The following is a 13,490-nucleotide window of genomic DNA, read 5'->3' on the forward strand; positions in this document are numbered from 1 at the left end:
CATGTTCAAGAAAAGGAGCCCCGCGCTGGAGGCGCTGACCTCCCGACGCCAGGCGGTGGTTAAGCCGCGGCTGCATAAATTCCCGCCGTTACGCAAACGCTGGGCGGCATCGCAGGCCTCGGCCGAGGGCGAGGCCGCGGTTATGCAGGACCCGGGTGAGCATCAGCGGCAGATGGAAGAAGGCTTCCGCGACGGTATGAACCGCGGCTTTGCGCAGGGAATGGAAGAGGGCAAGCAGGAAGGCTACCAGGAAGGGGCGCGACTCGGCTTTGACGAGGGGATGCGCAAAGGGCTGGCGGAAGGCAAACAGCAGGCTCGCCAGCAGTTTCTCGAGGCCGCCGCGCCGTTTGAACGGATGACCGCCGACGTTCAGCGTTTCCTCGAGAGCTATGAACAGCGTCGTCGTGAAGAGTTAATGCAGCTGGTGGAGAAAGTGACCCGCCAGGTGATCCGCTGCGAGCTGGCGCTGCAACCGACCCAGCTGCTCGCGCTGGTGGACGAGGCGCTGACCAGCCTGCCGCAGCCGCCGGAGCAGATCCGCGTGGTGCTGAACAGCGAAGAGTTCCGCCGCATCAGCGAAGCGGAGCCGGAAAAAGCCCGGGAGTGGGGGCTGAGCGCCGATCCAGCGCTGGAGCCGGGGGAATGCCGCGTGATCACCGATACCACCGAAATCGATGTGGGCTGCCAGCACCGGCTCGACCAGTGCGTGGCGGTGCTGAAGGACAACCTGCTGCCGGACGCGACCCATGAGCAGCCATGATTTCGAACAGGCGTTACGCTCCATCGAAGAGATTGACCTGGCGCGCGTCGCCGGGCGTCTGGTGCGGGTGAACGGCATTCTGCTGGAGTGCGTGGGCTGTCGGCTGGCGATCGGCCAGTTGTGCCACGTTGAAAGCATCGATCAAGAGATGATGGACGCGCAGGTGGTGGGGTTTGACCGTGAGGTCACCTACCTGATGCCGTTTAAACAGCCGTCCGGGCTGATTGCCGGGGCGCGCGTTTTTCCTGCCGGTAAAAGCGAGGGCGTGATGATTGGCGACCAGTGGCTTGGGCGCGTCGTTAATGGCCTTGGTGAACCGCTGGACGATAAGGGCAAACTGACCGGCGACACGCTGCTGCCGCAGCAGCTGCCGCAGATCCACCCGCTGCGTAGACAGCCGGTGGAGACGCCGCTGGACGTGGGCGTGCGGGCGATTAACGGCCTGCTGACCGTCGGTAAAGGCCAGCGCGTGGGGCTGATGGCGGGCAGCGGCGTGGGTAAAAGCGTGCTGCTGGGGATGATTACCCGCTACACCCAGGCCGAGGTGGTGGTCGTGGGGCTGATTGGCGAGCGCGGGCGCGAAGTTAAAGAGTTTATTGAGAATTCGCTGCAGTCCGAGGGCCTGGCGAAATCGGTGATTGTCGCCGCACCGGCGGATGAATCCCCCCTGATGCGCATCAAGGCCACCGAGCTGTGCCACACCATCGCCAGCTATTACCGCGACAAGGGCAAAGACGTTCTGCTGCTGGTGGACTCCCTGACCCGCTACGCCATGGCCCAGCGCGAGATTGCCCTTTCGCTGGGGGAACCGCCCGCGACCAAAGGCTATCCGCCATCCGCGTTCAGCATGATCCCCCGCCTGGTGGAGAGTGCCGGTAACAGCGGAAGTAAAGGTTCGATGACGGCGATTTATACCGTGCTGGCAGAGGGTGACGATCAGCAGGATCCCATCGTCGACTGCGCGCGTGCGGTGCTCGACGGCCACATCGTGCTGTCGCGCCACCTGGCGGAAGCCGGGCACTATCCGGCCATCGACATCGGCCAGTCTATCAGCCGCTGCATGAGCCAGGTGACGACGCGCGAGCATCAGCTTGCCGCGCGCACCCTGAAACAGCTGTACGCCGAATACCAGAATATTAAGCCACTGATACCGCTGGGTGGCTACGTGGCCGGCGCCGATCCGCTGGCGGATAAAGCCGTACGTCTTTCGCCGGCCATCATGCACTTCTTACAGCAGGAAGTGCACGACGCGGCGCTGATTGAGGCCACCGTGACTGACTTACGCGCGCTGGCGCAGGCAGGATAACGACCATGAGCAAACTCATTTCTACCCTGGAACAGCTGCAGCAAATGCGCACCCGCGCCGTGGACGATCTTACGCTGAAGCTGGCCTCGCAAAAGCAGCTCTGTCAGCGCTTTGAGAAGAACATTGATGCGCTGACCACGCTGGCATCGGACACGATGATGCAGAGCGCGAACAGCGCCGCGATGATGATCAACCAGTCAAAATATAAGCAAAATATTCAGCGCGTTATCGACTGGCAGAAGCAAGAGCAGGCGCTGGCCTCACTCGAAGCGGAAAAGATCCAGGGTAACCTGCTGGCCGAAGCAAAGCGGGAAAAAAGCCTGGCGATCGTGCTGGATGCCAAACGCAGCGACCGACGGATGGAGATAGCCCGTCGCGAACAAAAAATGACCGATTCTGTTTCTGTTCAGTGCTGGCTTCGCCAACGGCAGGCCGCCGCTCGCCAACGATAAACGCTATGACGACCACACATAAAAACACTACATCCTCCCTGATGTCCGCCCTGCTGGTGCGCCAGAAACGCGCGCAGCCGCTGCCGACGCCGTTTGTCAGCGTCATCTGCCCGACCTACAACCGCCGGGAGTTTTTGCCCTATCTGCTCTATATCTGGCAGTACCAGGACTACCCGGCGGACAGGCGCGAGCTGATTATTCTCGACGACTCGCCCACCAGCAATGCCGATCTCATTGAGATGATGAGCGACCCGTCGCAGCCGAACGTGCGGTATATCCACAGCCCGGAGCGGCTGACGCTGGGCAATAAGCGTAACCGGCTCAACGCGCTGGCGACGGGGGAGTACATTATCTGCTTCGATGACGATGACTATTACGCGCCGGATAAGATTTCGCATCAGGTGGCGCAGATGCAGACCCACCGCGCGCTGTTTTCCGGCAGCGACCAGATTTATATCTGGTACAGCCATCTGGATAAAATCTATCTGACCCACCCTTTCGGGGCCCGTCACGCGCTCAACGGCACCTTTGGCTATCACCGTAACCTGCTGAAAAACCATCGCTATGACGATGAGGCGATGAAGGCGGAGGAGGTGGGCTTCCTGAATAACTTTACTACGCCGGTGCAGCAGATTGACCCGAAGCGAACCATCCTCTGCATCTCGCACAGCAGCAATACCTACGATAAAGACTTCATTCTGGACAGCTCAACGCCGGTCGATCTGACGCTGGAAGATTTTGTCAGCGACCCCAACCTGCTGGCCCATTACCGTCGCCTGAGCACCGCGCCGCTCGCGACCCGGGTCAACTGGTCGGCGTTTGAGAAAATCGCCGTTCTGTATGACCCGCAGCAGGAAGACCCGCTTCCGGCGTGCCGTGAAGCCCTGCTGGCGCTGGGCGCAGAGGCGGGACAGCTCTGGCCGGTGGCAAAAGCCCAGGCAGAAACGGCAGAGGCCGCCGAGCGGGCAACCCATACCCAGGTGATTTCCCATGCAAAGCAGCAGGGCTGGAAAAACGTCGTGCTGCTGGACGCGGAGCTGCGCTTTGTCAGAAAAGAGAACGCGATCCACAACGTCAACAAACTGCTCAACGGACTCGACCAGGTGGACTGGCAGATGCTGCTGCTGGGAGGCCGTTACGAAAACTTCACGCCAACCCAGTCATTGCCGGGAGTGGCACGAATCTTTAATGCGGGCTGCGCGTGCGCCTATGCGGTAAATGCCAGCTACTACGATGCGCTGCTGGATGCCTATCGCCAGGCGACGGAACAGCAGGTCAGCCTCGACCGCTGCTGGGCTGCGCTAATGAGCAGAAACGCGCTGTGGCTGGGCTTCAGCCCGAGCTTTGCCTTTCTGCAGCATTACCCCGATCCCAAAAGCGGCGAGCCTGTCGACTGCACGCACTGGTTCTTCCGTAAACACCGTTAACCCGCGACTGCCAAAAGAGAACGAACATGGAACTGATTGAACACTACTTACCTGAATTTGTGTCGCGTTTTGACGCGCGGGAAGCCGCATGCGAATGTCCGGCCTGCCAGCGCGGCGGCGAGGGCTGGCCGCATATCAGCGTGAAGCTGAAAAACCAGCAGCGAGAGAGTCTGGATATCGGCTGTGCAACGGCGGCCAGCGAGATGCTGTTCAGTCCGGACGCGTTTGTTTTGCATACCGCTCAGCGGGAATCGCAGAGTGAAGAGATGCTCTCTCCCTGGAGCGCGGCGCTCAATCAGCAGTGCGTTAACCTCGCCATACACCCGGCGCTGACGCTGGAAGCGAGCCTGTACGGCATTGGCGTGCTGCTCAGTAAAGCCCAGCAGTATCTGGATAACGGCGACAGCGACCCGGCGCAGCTGGTGAGCATGGGAGAGCAGCTGGCTACGCTTGCGGAACAGGGCGTATTAACGCAGCAGTTCGCGATGCTGCCGCCGATTGCCGTGAACCGCACGGCTGCGCTGAACGCGATGGGCACGATGCGCCTCAACCTGAACCTGCCAATGGTGGAGAAGATGGGGATGGCGCTCAAGCTGAGCGAGCTGTCGATCATGCAGCCTGCGCGCCTCGCGGAGCGTCTGCAGACGCTGGAAGCCGAGTGGGCGAGTATCGCGCTGCTGCATGAGCATCCCTATATCCTGCGCAATATGTTGATTTATACGTTGTATAACGATGTTTTCCCTGGCGTGAACTGTACCAACTGTGGCGAAGCGCTGCTGGGGCTGGCGCGGCAGTTCTTCCACATCAAAATGCTGTGCGCCATGCGCAGCGAGCAGGGCGCGTTAACCCAGGACGACGTGGCGCTGCTGATTAGCGCGCTGCGCGGCTGGCAGCAGGAGAATCCTTTTGTCGCCGACGAAGGCAATACGGCGGATTACAGCCTGCTGTGCGGGCTGTCGCTGTTGTAGGCGGTATTTTTCACTCTCTATCCGATCACGAAAACAAAACGTTAAAAAGATGACAAGAGTTAACTGGGACATTATTGATAAAGTTATTTTTATCAACCTTGCTAAACGTAAGGATCGACGGGTACGCATTTTAAGGCATCTTAAAAAACTGGGCTTCGAGAAAGATAAGATCATACGCCTGGAGGCAGTTGAACATAATCCAGGGTTCATTGGTTGTTCGCTTTCGCATATTGCCGCCTTAGAAATGGCGCAGCAAAATGAGTGGAAGAGAGTACTTATTCTGGAAGATGATTTTTCATTCAATGAAACGGAAGATAACTATAAAAATTTAAACCGTTATTTTGACACTTTACGACAAACCAGATGGGATGTGGCTTTGCTTGCGGCTAATTACCAGCAGGTCACGACCCTTAAAAGCGTTGATTACATTATCAAAGTCGACAAGGCCTGGTGTGCATGTGCCTATATGGTTGACGGTTCTTATTATAATAAGTTGATTCATAATTACCGTGCCGGGGTTCTGTCTCTTTTACAGGGCGGAAGTCAACAACAATACGCCCTGGATGTTAACTGGCATCTCTGCATGGCAGAGGATGTATGGCTGGGCATTTTCCCTAATAGTGGTTATCAACTTCCTGACAGAAGCGATATCGAGGGCAAGGACGTTGATTATCGACATCTGTTTAATAAAAGTTTACAGCAGATCACTCTCCCTGAGAGATTTATTCCATCGACCACGGGTAAAATAAAAGTTGATTTTTATTTCCAATGGCCACCAGGCTGGACTAATTTTGAGTCTGTAATCCATGCCATGCTTAATAATCCGGCGTTTGACTGTCAGGTTGTTGTTGTACCCTATTTGAACTGGCAGGCTACAGATATCAACGGTGATATACAGAGGGCGATTCTAAAAGACAAAGGAATAGAATATATCGGATTTGAGGATTATTCTCTGGAAATACGCAGGCCAGATGTCGTCTTTTTGCAAAATCCCTATGACGATGCAAGGCCAGACGTTTTTCGAAGCGATTATTTGTTCCAGCGTGGTGTTAAAATCGCTTACATTCCCTATGCTCTGGATACAGGCATAGGTGAAGAAAGTATGATCTACCAGTATAATTTATTATGTCAGAATATAGCTACCTGGATATTCGCCCGATCGCAGCGGCATAAAGATGAGTTTGCAATCCAGTGTCAGGCTGGTAATGATCATGTATATGTTACTGGTCATCCTAAGTTTGATTATTATGAAGAAAGGTATAATAAAAAGCTGGAAAAAGAGAAAGGTGTCACAACGTTACTCTGGACAACACATTTTGTGTTGCCCGGTGAGGTTAAAATGTACACCACCTTTAACCACTATTGTGATGCCTTTATTAAACTAATGATGCGCGATGATATCTATTTAATTATCAGACCACACCCTTTGTTCAGGCAATGGATCAACAGTGCAAGCCAGGTAGCACAGGATAATTATGAGCGTTTAGTCTCTGCTTCAGCGTTGCGTAATAATGTTGAGTGGGATTTCGATGCAAATTATCAGAATTCATTCTCAAGATCGGATGCGCTTATCGCTGATGCAGGTTCTTTTTTACTGGAATATCTTCCGTCTAAAAAACCGATACTTTATCTTACACATGAAACGTGTCATGGATTAAACAGGACGGCAGATTTTATCTATTCCTCTTATGACGTCGCGTGGCAAGAAGAAGATATTCATAAATTCGTGAATAATGTCGTCAACAATATAGATGAGCGTAAGCCTTTGCGCGAAAAAGTATTGCAGGAAGAACTTTTTATTGATGATAAAACCACCGCAGGCGATAAGATTGCCAATATCATTTATGACGCATTACGTGGCCATACAAATGCATAAGTATCTACGCAATGATGTAAATAGAGCAGAAAAGATAGGTTGTATTAGATGAAAAATATTGCCGTTATTCTCTCCGGAGGGGTGGGTATGCGCTTTGGTCTGCCTCAGCCGAAGCAGTTTGCTAAGCTGGCTGGTAGAGCGATTATAGAATATACCATTGATGTCTTTGAGAAATCTTCAGGAGTTGATGAAGTGATTGTTGTTTCTCAGGGAGATTACTGCAATGTCATCTGGGATTTAGTAAAAAAGAATGGTTGGCAGAAAATCAGTAAAGTTGTACATGGCGGAGATGAGCGTTTTTATTCTTCGTACTCAGCACTACAGGCGCTTACAGGCTACAGTGGCGAATGTAAAATTTTATTCCATGATGCAGTAAGGCCTCTTGTTGATGAAAGTATTATTGAAAAATGTCTGGAAGCGTTAAACAGTTTTGATGCGGTTGATGTGGTCATTCCATCAGCTGATACTTTAGTAGAAATACAGGATAATGGCTGTATTGAAAATATCCCTAACCGGTCGATGATGCGGCGTGGTCAGACACCGCAGGCATTCAAACTGGCAACAATACGACAGGCGTACGATAAAGCCTTAACGCTGGGTAGGGTCGCGTTTACCTGTGATTGCAGTGTGCTACGTAGTATGTTACCCGAGATCCGTGTTATTACGGTTGATGGCCATGAGCATAATATCAAAATTACACATCCCATAGATCTATTCCTGGCAGAGAAGCTGCTACAGGAAAGAAGCCATCCGTCGGTGAAAAATCCCGCTGAGCTTCGTTTTTTACGTAACAAAAACATAGTCATTTTTGGTGGATCAAGCGGTATTGGTCGGGAGATGGCAAGCTTAGCGACCTTATGCGGTGCTCATGTTTATGTTGCCAGTCGTTCCTGCAATGATATCGATGTCACTGATTTCAATTGTGTTCAGAATTACTTGAATAATATTATCACGCAGCATGGTGATATAGATTATGTCATTAATACGACGGGGATGTTGATTAAAAAGCCGCTTGATTGTTTGACGTCATCGGAAGTTTCAGCGCTCATAAATATTAATTATCTTGGTGTTATTAATGTAGCGCGGGCCGCTAAACCGACTCTGGCACGTCAACATGGCATGTTATTAAACTTCTCATCTAGCTCCTATACTCGTGGTCGCGCCTACTATTCCCTGTATTCCTCTTCAAAAGCCGCAGTGGTTAACTTAACACAAGCCCTGTCAGAAGAGTGGTCTCAGGACAACATCCGGGTCAATTGCATCAACCCAGAGCGAACCGCGACGCCAATGCGCGTCACTAATTTTGGTGCTGAACCGCCAGAAACGTTGCTGACGCCGGGGGAGGTTGCTCTCAAAAGTTTAGCGGCGCTTGGAATGCACAGCACAGGAATCGTTATCGATATCAGGAAAGAGAATTTTAAGGGCTTCGGATTGCAATGATTGAGGAACGTGTCTTTAAATCTGAAAGTAAATATCCGATACATTATCGTTTCAAGACAGCCAGCCGGGATTGTAACCATCTGCTGATTGTGATGTCTGGCTTCAATTTACCCGATCCGACAGCCTATGATTTTAGTCAGGTTTTACTCTATTGTGATTCCCATATCCTGTGGATTAAAGACGATTTTGATGGCCTTCCGGCGTATTACTTATGCAATAAAATGTCATTCGAAATTGAAGAAAATGTTAGTCAACTGATTACCGGAGTTATTGCATTTCTTAAGACAGCCAAAACATCTATCCTTGGTGCTTCTAAAGGCGGCAGTATGGCATTGTATTATGGTATCAAACATAATCTGGATCATGTTATTTCTGTCGTTCCACAGTTTTATATCGGAAGCTATGTTGCTCAGGATACGCCGTGGGAGCATGTGGGAAAAATGATGATGGGTGAAATAAATGAGGCTAAAATAAAATTACTTAACAGAAAAATGGCTGAGACGATTGGGAGTGTAAATAAAACAAACCAGCATATATATTTGTTTACTTCTCCAGCCGATTATCAATACACACAAGAAATATTGCCAAATCTGGATCTTTTTTCCAGGTTTAAGCACTTTAATTTAATTGTCAGTAAATCCAGGTTCATTGCTGAACATAATCAGGTAGCTAACTATAATATAAAAGTTATATTGTCGCTTATCTATCAATTTGAGCATGGAATAACTCCCCATTGGGGAATGATTCATAATGGTGGTGATTGGGCGGCGTAGCGTGAAGGATTTACTGAGCCACTCGCATTTGCTCGCCAGTAAGCTCAGATAGCGACCAGTCTTACCCCTCCTGATACAACCAATTCTCCGGCGCGCTGCTGTTCAGCAAATTGCCCATGATCTCCTGCTGCATACTCATCAGCGCACCGTTGTAGTCGTTGGCGCGCTGGCAGGCGGTGGCCTGCTGCTGGAGTCCATACCAGAGGGCCGACACGGTTGACCGGTGGGCGGCGGGCAGACGGGCGATCAGCAGCTTCATGCCTTCGGCATTCGGACTGATACCCAGTTCGTTCAGCAGCATGTGGCGCTGCTGGCTATTTTTTGAGAGCTGCTGGTACAGCGCCATAAGCTCTGCGTTGAGCGTGTCCAGCGCCGCAGCATCGTGGGCGACAATATGGCGGCGCTGTGTTTCAAGCAGGGCGGTCAGGGCATGGTAGTGCTTACGGTCTTCAGCCATATCCTGAATCAGGGTTTTAACGCGCTGGGCGGCGTTAGTCATAATTACCTCTGGAAATACTTCTGCATTGCATCGGCCAGCGAATCAATATTGATGCTGATTTTGCCGCTGCTGATGGCGTCTTTCATTTCGGCGACACGCGCCATGTCCACGTCAGGCAGCGCGTTTAGCTGTTTTTGTGCGTCACCCAGTACCGGATCGATGGCGGCGCTGCGCGTCACGCGGGACCCTTCCTGCGCCACGGTGCGCGTCTGTTCTGCACTGCTGGCGTTATTGATCGCGGTGGCCAGGTTGTACTGTGTTGCTGCTACTTTCATCGCTTCGCCCTCATGCTCATAGTGTGGGCCAGGTTGTGTATGAACCTTACCCTGCGGAAGTCCTGCTTCCTGTGCCGTTGTCTGTAAAGAGCGGCCAGGCAGACGGGGAACTTAAACGTGGCGGCAAGATTTTTACCTGCCGCTGGCATACACCATCGTCACCACGCCACTGTCCGACACAATGGCGCTTACCACGCGTCCGCTGGCCTCATTTTTTACCTTAATGATTTCGCCTTTGCGCCCCTTCTTCATGGCCTCGCCCATCGTCCGGGCCTCCACGCCGTTTTGCGCGGCGATCATCAGCACGCGCTGGCCGCGCTCAACCAGCAGCGGTGATTCCAGCTGCGAAAGCGTAATCGGCTGTCGGTCACGGATGCGGCGTTTGGCGGTCATGCCGATGACGTCGTTCGGCTCGGTCACATACTCCCCGCGAAGGCTGCTGATGTTGAGCTTTTTGATCGTGATGCTGTCGGCGTTGACCACCTGGCCGCGTTCGAGCGGGCTTTTAGCCACGAGCACCGGCAGATAAATATCCGGCTTCACGGTAACGGGAATATCCCAGCCGCCGGCCCCCTCACAGCGTACGTCAAAGCGCAGGCGGTTGATGTCAAGGCGGTCGCCGGCAGGCAGAGAGACGGCCAGTTTTGCCGGGCATGCGGCGTACTGCGTGGCTTCTGAAGGGATAAACAGATTCATCTTCGCCTGGTAGTCAGGCCACCGACGGCGTTTGGCTTCCTGGCGAATGATGTCCGTCGCGTGCTGCTGGACGGTGGCAAAAATCTGCTTGCGTGCGCTGACGGGTTGAACGCCCTCGGCTGCGGCAAGGCCAGAAAACGACAGCAGGGAAAGCGCCACGAGGAAGCGGAAATACCGTTTCACCCTGAGGCTAAAAAAAAGACGAAAAGCATTATAAATCATGTAATTAAAACCTTGGCATGGAAATTGCTATTAAATCGCAGAGCATGCAGGTTTTAGCATCACGAGGGTGTGAATTGTGAGTATTACTTTTGACAAAGCATTGGGCGTTCATCCACAGGCTGTAGCACTTCGACTTTCCCGAGCAGAGTTGCTTTCAGCCAATCTGGCGAACGTTGATACCCCCAACTTCCAGGCTAAAGATATTGATTTTGCCTCCGAGATGCAACGCTCACGGTCGAGTTTTTCCTTTCAGTCGACCCCGCAGGAGATGTATCGGGTGCCTTATCAACCGGCGTCGGACGGCAATACCGTTTCGCTGAACGTCGAGCAGGCCGAGTTTGCGAAGAACACTCAGGACTATCAGATGAGCCTGGCATTTTTAAACATGAAGTTCACTGGCCTCAAGAAGGCCATTGACGGGAAGTAATCCAACGCAGGTAACCACGAAATATGGCTTTTTCGGATATTTATCGCGTATCGGGATCGGCGATGACGGCGCAAACCGTTCGTCTTAACACCATCGCCAGTAATCTCGCCAACGCAGAAACCGCTTCTGCTACCGAAGACGGCACCTATAAGGCGCGTCGCCCGGTGTTTGCGGCGGTTTATAAGAATGACGAGTTAATGAATCACCAGGCGTTAACCGGTGCCCGCGTGCAGGTGATGGATGTCGTGGAAACCGGTAATGCGGTGCAGCGTTACGAACCGCACAACCCGATGGCCAACACCGACGGCTACGTCTACTACCCGGACGTCAACGTGGTGGAAGAGATGGCGGACATGATGTCGGCATCGCGCGGTTTTGAAACCAACGTCGATGTCCTTAACAGTGTGAAAAGCATGCAGCAAAGCCTGCTGCGACTTGGAGAAGCATAAGCATGGATATGAACGTAGACAACGCGTCCGCTAAAAGCCGTTCCGGCAGCACGACGGACGGCATTGCCAGCAACAGCAGCGCCTCCGGCATGAACACCATGTTTATGCAGCTGCTGGTCGCGCAGATCCAGAACCAGGACCCGCTCAACCCCACCGACGGCACCGAGTACGTCAGCCAGCTGGCGCAGCTGACCCAGGTACAGTCAATGGAGACGATGTCGCAGCTGATGGCGAATAACTCCGTGCTGATGGACAACCTGCAAACGCTCACCACCGGCAATCTGGTTGGACAGCACGTCATGGTGCAGACCGACTCGGTGAACAGCGATGGCGAAAGCACGCTGGACGGGCGCCTTACGCTGGAACATGCCGCTGGCGTGGTCACCGTGGTCGTGAAAGATGCCGCTGGCGTTGAACATAAAATCGAGCTGGGCAAGCAGGAAGCGGGTCAGGTGGACTTCACCTTCAATCCAAAAGAGCTGGGGCTGAGCGAAGGTAAATACACCCTGAGCGTGGTGACCGACACCGGTGAAGAGAAGGTGCCGCTCGAAATGGGTGGGGTAGTCAACAACGTGCGTATCCCGCTCGATGGCAGCCCGACCGTGCTGAATATCGACGGTCTTGGCGAGGTCGCCTACAACAACATTAGCCAGTTTGGCACTGCCTCTAAGAACAAAGCCTGAAGTGAATCAGGGAATCAATTAAACAGGAACGATTATGAGCTTTAGTATTGCAACTACCGGCCTGAATGCCATTACCGAGCAGCTGAATGCCATCTCTAACAACATAGCGAACTCCGGTACCGTGGGGTTTAAATCGGGTCGTGCGGAATTTTCCGCGCTGTACGCCGAAAGCCAGCCGTTGGGGGTGGGCGTCGCTGCCGTGACCCAGAGCATAACCAAAGGGGGAAGTATTACTTCCACCGGCAACGCGCTGGATCTGGCGATCAACGGCAATGGCTTCTTTATGGTTCGCGACAGCGCGGGCACGACAGCTTATACCCGCGCGGGCTACTTCGGGACCGACAGCAGTGGCCACCTGGTGAACAACAAAGGGATGTATCTTCAGGGCTATCCCGTTGATGCCAGCGGTACGCTCCAGGTCGGTACCATCGGTAACCTGACTATCAGCAGCGGCTCTATTCCGGCGAAAGCGACAGAGAGCATCAGTTTCGCGGCCAACATGGATGCGCGTGCAGAAGTGCCGGCAACTACACCGTTTGATCCGAAGGACAACACCACCTACAACAACTCCTACACTACGCAGGTTTATGACTCGCTGGGCCGCGAACATACCCTGAATCAGTACTTCGTCAAAACGGGCGAGAATGCCTGGGAAGTCCACTACTACATGGACGACGCGCCGGTGACCAGCGGCGGCGCAGAGCAGGTACAGAAGCTGACCTTCAATAGCCAGGGCGTGCTGACTGACCCAAGCGGGGCGGTGGGGCTGACGGCAGACATTGCGGGCGCGGATCCTATCACCATCGACATGACCTACAGCGGCACCAGCCAGTACGGTTCCGACTTCTCCGTCAGCAAAAACAAAGGCGACGGCTATGCCTCCGGTGAGCGCACCGGCCAGGCTATCGATCAGGACGGCTGCGTGTATGCCACCTTCTCCAACGGCGAACGCCTGCTGCAGGGACAGCTGGTGCTGGCGAACTTCGCCAACCCGAACGGCCTGGCCGCGCAGGACGGCACCACCTGGGCACAAACCGCCAGCTCCGGCGCGCCGCTGACCGGTACACCGGGCGCAGGCCTGCTGGGAGCGGTCGTTTCCGGGGCGGTGGAATCGTCAAACGTGGATCTGACCTCCGAACTGGTCGGGCTGATGACCATGCAGCGTAACTACCAGGCGAATACCAAGGTGATCAGCACCAACGACAACATGATGAATTCGCTCTTCCAGGCGGTGTAA

15 protein-coding genes are annotated in these 13,490 nt (G+C 53.5%); 12 read left to right on the forward strand and 3 right to left on the reverse strand.

All coding sequences use genetic code 11. The features are described from left to right. The first annotated feature begins 1 nt into the window (after position 1). The 8 genes from fliH to ABR39_RS14695 are packed head-to-tail and all read left to right on the forward strand — an operon-like array spanning position 2 to position 9,002. Positions 2-760: a flagellar assembly protein FliH gene (fliH, locus tag ABR39_RS14660; protein ID WP_047347529.1), complete on the forward strand. Its 759-nt coding sequence runs from the start codon at positions 2-4 to the stop codon at positions 758-760. After that, entirely contained in the window at positions 747-2,066 is a 1,320-nt protein-coding gene (gene fliI / locus ABR39_RS14665) for a flagellar protein export ATPase FliI (RefSeq protein ID WP_047347530.1), read from the forward strand. Before fliH ends, fliI begins: the two co-directional genes overlap by 14 nt. A gap of 5 nt (positions 2,067-2,071) precedes the next feature. After that, positions 2,072-2,518, forward strand: a complete 447-nt coding sequence (gene fliJ, locus ABR39_RS14670) for a flagellar export protein FliJ (RefSeq protein ID WP_047347531.1) — start codon at positions 2,072-2,074, stop codon at positions 2,516-2,518. Positions 2,519-2,523: 5 nt separating this feature from the next. Further along, complete coding sequence (locus ABR39_RS14675; protein ID WP_240477075.1) at positions 2,524-3,945, forward strand: glycosyltransferase family 2 protein; 1,422 nt, start codon at positions 2,524-2,526, stop codon at positions 3,943-3,945. Between the two features lie 26 nt (positions 3,946-3,971). Next, positions 3,972-4,913 carry a hypothetical protein gene (locus ABR39_RS14680; protein ID WP_047347532.1) on the forward strand — a complete coding sequence of 314 codons (942 nt, stop codon included), beginning with the start codon at positions 3,972-3,974 and terminating at the stop codon, positions 4,911-4,913. Between the two features lie 49 nt (positions 4,914-4,962). Beyond that, entirely contained in the window at positions 4,963-6,789 is a 1,827-nt protein-coding gene (locus ABR39_RS14685) for a glycosyltransferase family 25 protein (RefSeq protein WP_047347533.1), read from the forward strand. A gap of 48 nt (positions 6,790-6,837) precedes the next feature. After that, positions 6,838-8,229 carry a bifunctional cytidylyltransferase/SDR family oxidoreductase gene (locus ABR39_RS14690; RefSeq protein ID WP_047347534.1) on the forward strand — a complete coding sequence of 464 codons (1,392 nt, stop codon included), beginning with the start codon at positions 6,838-6,840 and terminating at the stop codon, positions 8,227-8,229. Further along, complete coding sequence (locus ABR39_RS14695) at positions 8,226-9,002, forward strand: hypothetical protein (RefSeq protein ID WP_047347535.1); 777 nt, start codon at positions 8,226-8,228, stop codon at positions 9,000-9,002. Before ABR39_RS14690 ends, ABR39_RS14695 begins: the two co-directional genes overlap by 4 nt. Positions 9,003-9,063: 61 nt before the next feature. Here ABR39_RS14695 and flgN read toward each other — a convergent pair whose 3' ends face one another. From flgN to flgA, 3 genes are all read right to left on the reverse strand, one after another. Further along, a complete protein-coding gene (flgN, locus tag ABR39_RS14700; protein ID WP_047347536.1) occupies positions 9,064-9,501 on the reverse strand; it encodes a flagellar protein FlgN in 438 nt (145 codons plus the stop codon). A gap of 2 nt (positions 9,502-9,503) precedes the next feature. Further along, positions 9,504-9,776, reverse strand: coding sequence for a flagellar biosynthesis anti-sigma factor FlgM (flgM, locus tag ABR39_RS14705; RefSeq protein WP_047347537.1), 273 nt, complete (start codon positions 9,774-9,776; stop codon positions 9,504-9,506). Positions 9,777-9,908: 132 nt separating this feature from the next. Further along, positions 9,909-10,694, reverse strand: coding sequence for a flagellar basal body P-ring formation chaperone FlgA (gene flgA / locus ABR39_RS14710; protein ID WP_047347538.1), 786 nt, complete (start codon positions 10,692-10,694; stop codon positions 9,909-9,911). Positions 10,695-10,770: 76 nt separating this feature from the next. On the opposite strand from flgA, the gene flgB reads away from it, so the two are divergent. The 4 genes from flgB to flgE are packed head-to-tail and all read left to right on the forward strand — an operon-like array spanning position 10,771 to position 13,490. Further along, positions 10,771-11,121 (forward strand): flagellar basal body rod protein FlgB, encoded by a 351-nt coding sequence (gene flgB / locus ABR39_RS14715; RefSeq protein ID WP_047347539.1) that lies wholly within the window; start codon positions 10,771-10,773, stop codon positions 11,119-11,121. A 23-nt stretch (positions 11,122-11,144) separates the two neighbouring features. Beyond that, on the forward strand, positions 11,145-11,570 hold the full coding sequence (gene flgC / locus ABR39_RS14720; RefSeq protein WP_047347540.1) for a flagellar basal body rod protein FlgC: 426 nt from the start codon (positions 11,145-11,147) through the stop codon (positions 11,568-11,570). Between the two features lie 2 nt (positions 11,571-11,572). After that, positions 11,573-12,253: a flagellar hook assembly protein FlgD gene (gene flgD / locus ABR39_RS14725; RefSeq protein ID WP_346417695.1), complete on the forward strand. Its 681-nt coding sequence runs from the start codon at positions 11,573-11,575 to the stop codon at positions 12,251-12,253. A 34-nt stretch (positions 12,254-12,287) separates the two neighbouring features. Continuing rightward, entirely contained in the window at positions 12,288-13,490 is a 1,203-nt protein-coding gene (gene flgE / locus ABR39_RS14730; protein WP_047347541.1) for a flagellar hook protein FlgE, read from the forward strand.

The organism is Enterobacter genomosp. O, assembly GCF_001022965.1.
GTDB lineage: Bacteria > Pseudomonadota > Gammaproteobacteria > Enterobacterales > Enterobacteriaceae > Enterobacter > Enterobacter cloacae_L.

What these genes read in the sequence shown, in the direction of transcription:
- ABR39_RS14680 (WP_047347532.1), top strand. Translation starts at nt 3,972, where the DNA reads ATGGAACTGATTGAACACTACTTACCTGAATTTGTGTCGCGTTTTGAC.
- flgM (WP_047347537.1), bottom strand. Translation starts at nt 9,776, where the DNA reads ATGAAAGTAGCAGCAACACAGTACAACCTGGCCACCGCGATCAATAAC.
- ABR39_RS14690 (WP_047347534.1), top strand. Translation starts at nt 6,838, where the DNA reads ATGAAAAATATTGCCGTTATTCTCTCCGGAGGGGTGGGTATGCGCTTT.
- flgN (WP_047347536.1), bottom strand. Translation starts at nt 9,501, where the DNA reads ATGACTAACGCCGCCCAGCGCGTTAAAACCCTGATTCAGGATATGGCT.
- flgA (WP_047347538.1), bottom strand. Translation starts at nt 10,694, where the DNA reads ATGATTTATAATGCTTTTCGTCTTTTTTTTAGCCTCAGGGTGAAACGG.
- flgE (WP_047347541.1), top strand. Translation starts at nt 12,288, where the DNA reads ATGAGCTTTAGTATTGCAACTACCGGCCTGAATGCCATTACCGAGCAG.
- ABR39_RS14695 (WP_047347535.1), top strand. Translation starts at nt 8,226, where the DNA reads ATGATTGAGGAACGTGTCTTTAAATCTGAAAGTAAATATCCGATACAT.
- fliJ (WP_047347531.1), top strand. Translation starts at nt 2,072, where the DNA reads ATGAGCAAACTCATTTCTACCCTGGAACAGCTGCAGCAAATGCGCACC.
- fliI (WP_047347530.1), top strand. Translation starts at nt 747, where the DNA reads ATGAGCAGCCATGATTTCGAACAGGCGTTACGCTCCATCGAAGAGATT.
- flgD (WP_346417695.1), top strand. Translation starts at nt 11,573, where the DNA reads ATGGATATGAACGTAGACAACGCGTCCGCTAAAAGCCGTTCCGGCAGC.
- ABR39_RS14685 (WP_047347533.1), top strand. Translation starts at nt 4,963, where the DNA reads ATGACAAGAGTTAACTGGGACATTATTGATAAAGTTATTTTTATCAAC.
- flgC (WP_047347540.1), top strand. Translation starts at nt 11,145, where the DNA reads ATGGCTTTTTCGGATATTTATCGCGTATCGGGATCGGCGATGACGGCG.
- fliH (WP_047347529.1), top strand. Translation starts at nt 2, where the DNA reads ATGTTCAAGAAAAGGAGCCCCGCGCTGGAGGCGCTGACCTCCCGACGC.
- ABR39_RS14675 (WP_240477075.1), top strand. Translation starts at nt 2,524, where the DNA reads ATGACGACCACACATAAAAACACTACATCCTCCCTGATGTCCGCCCTG.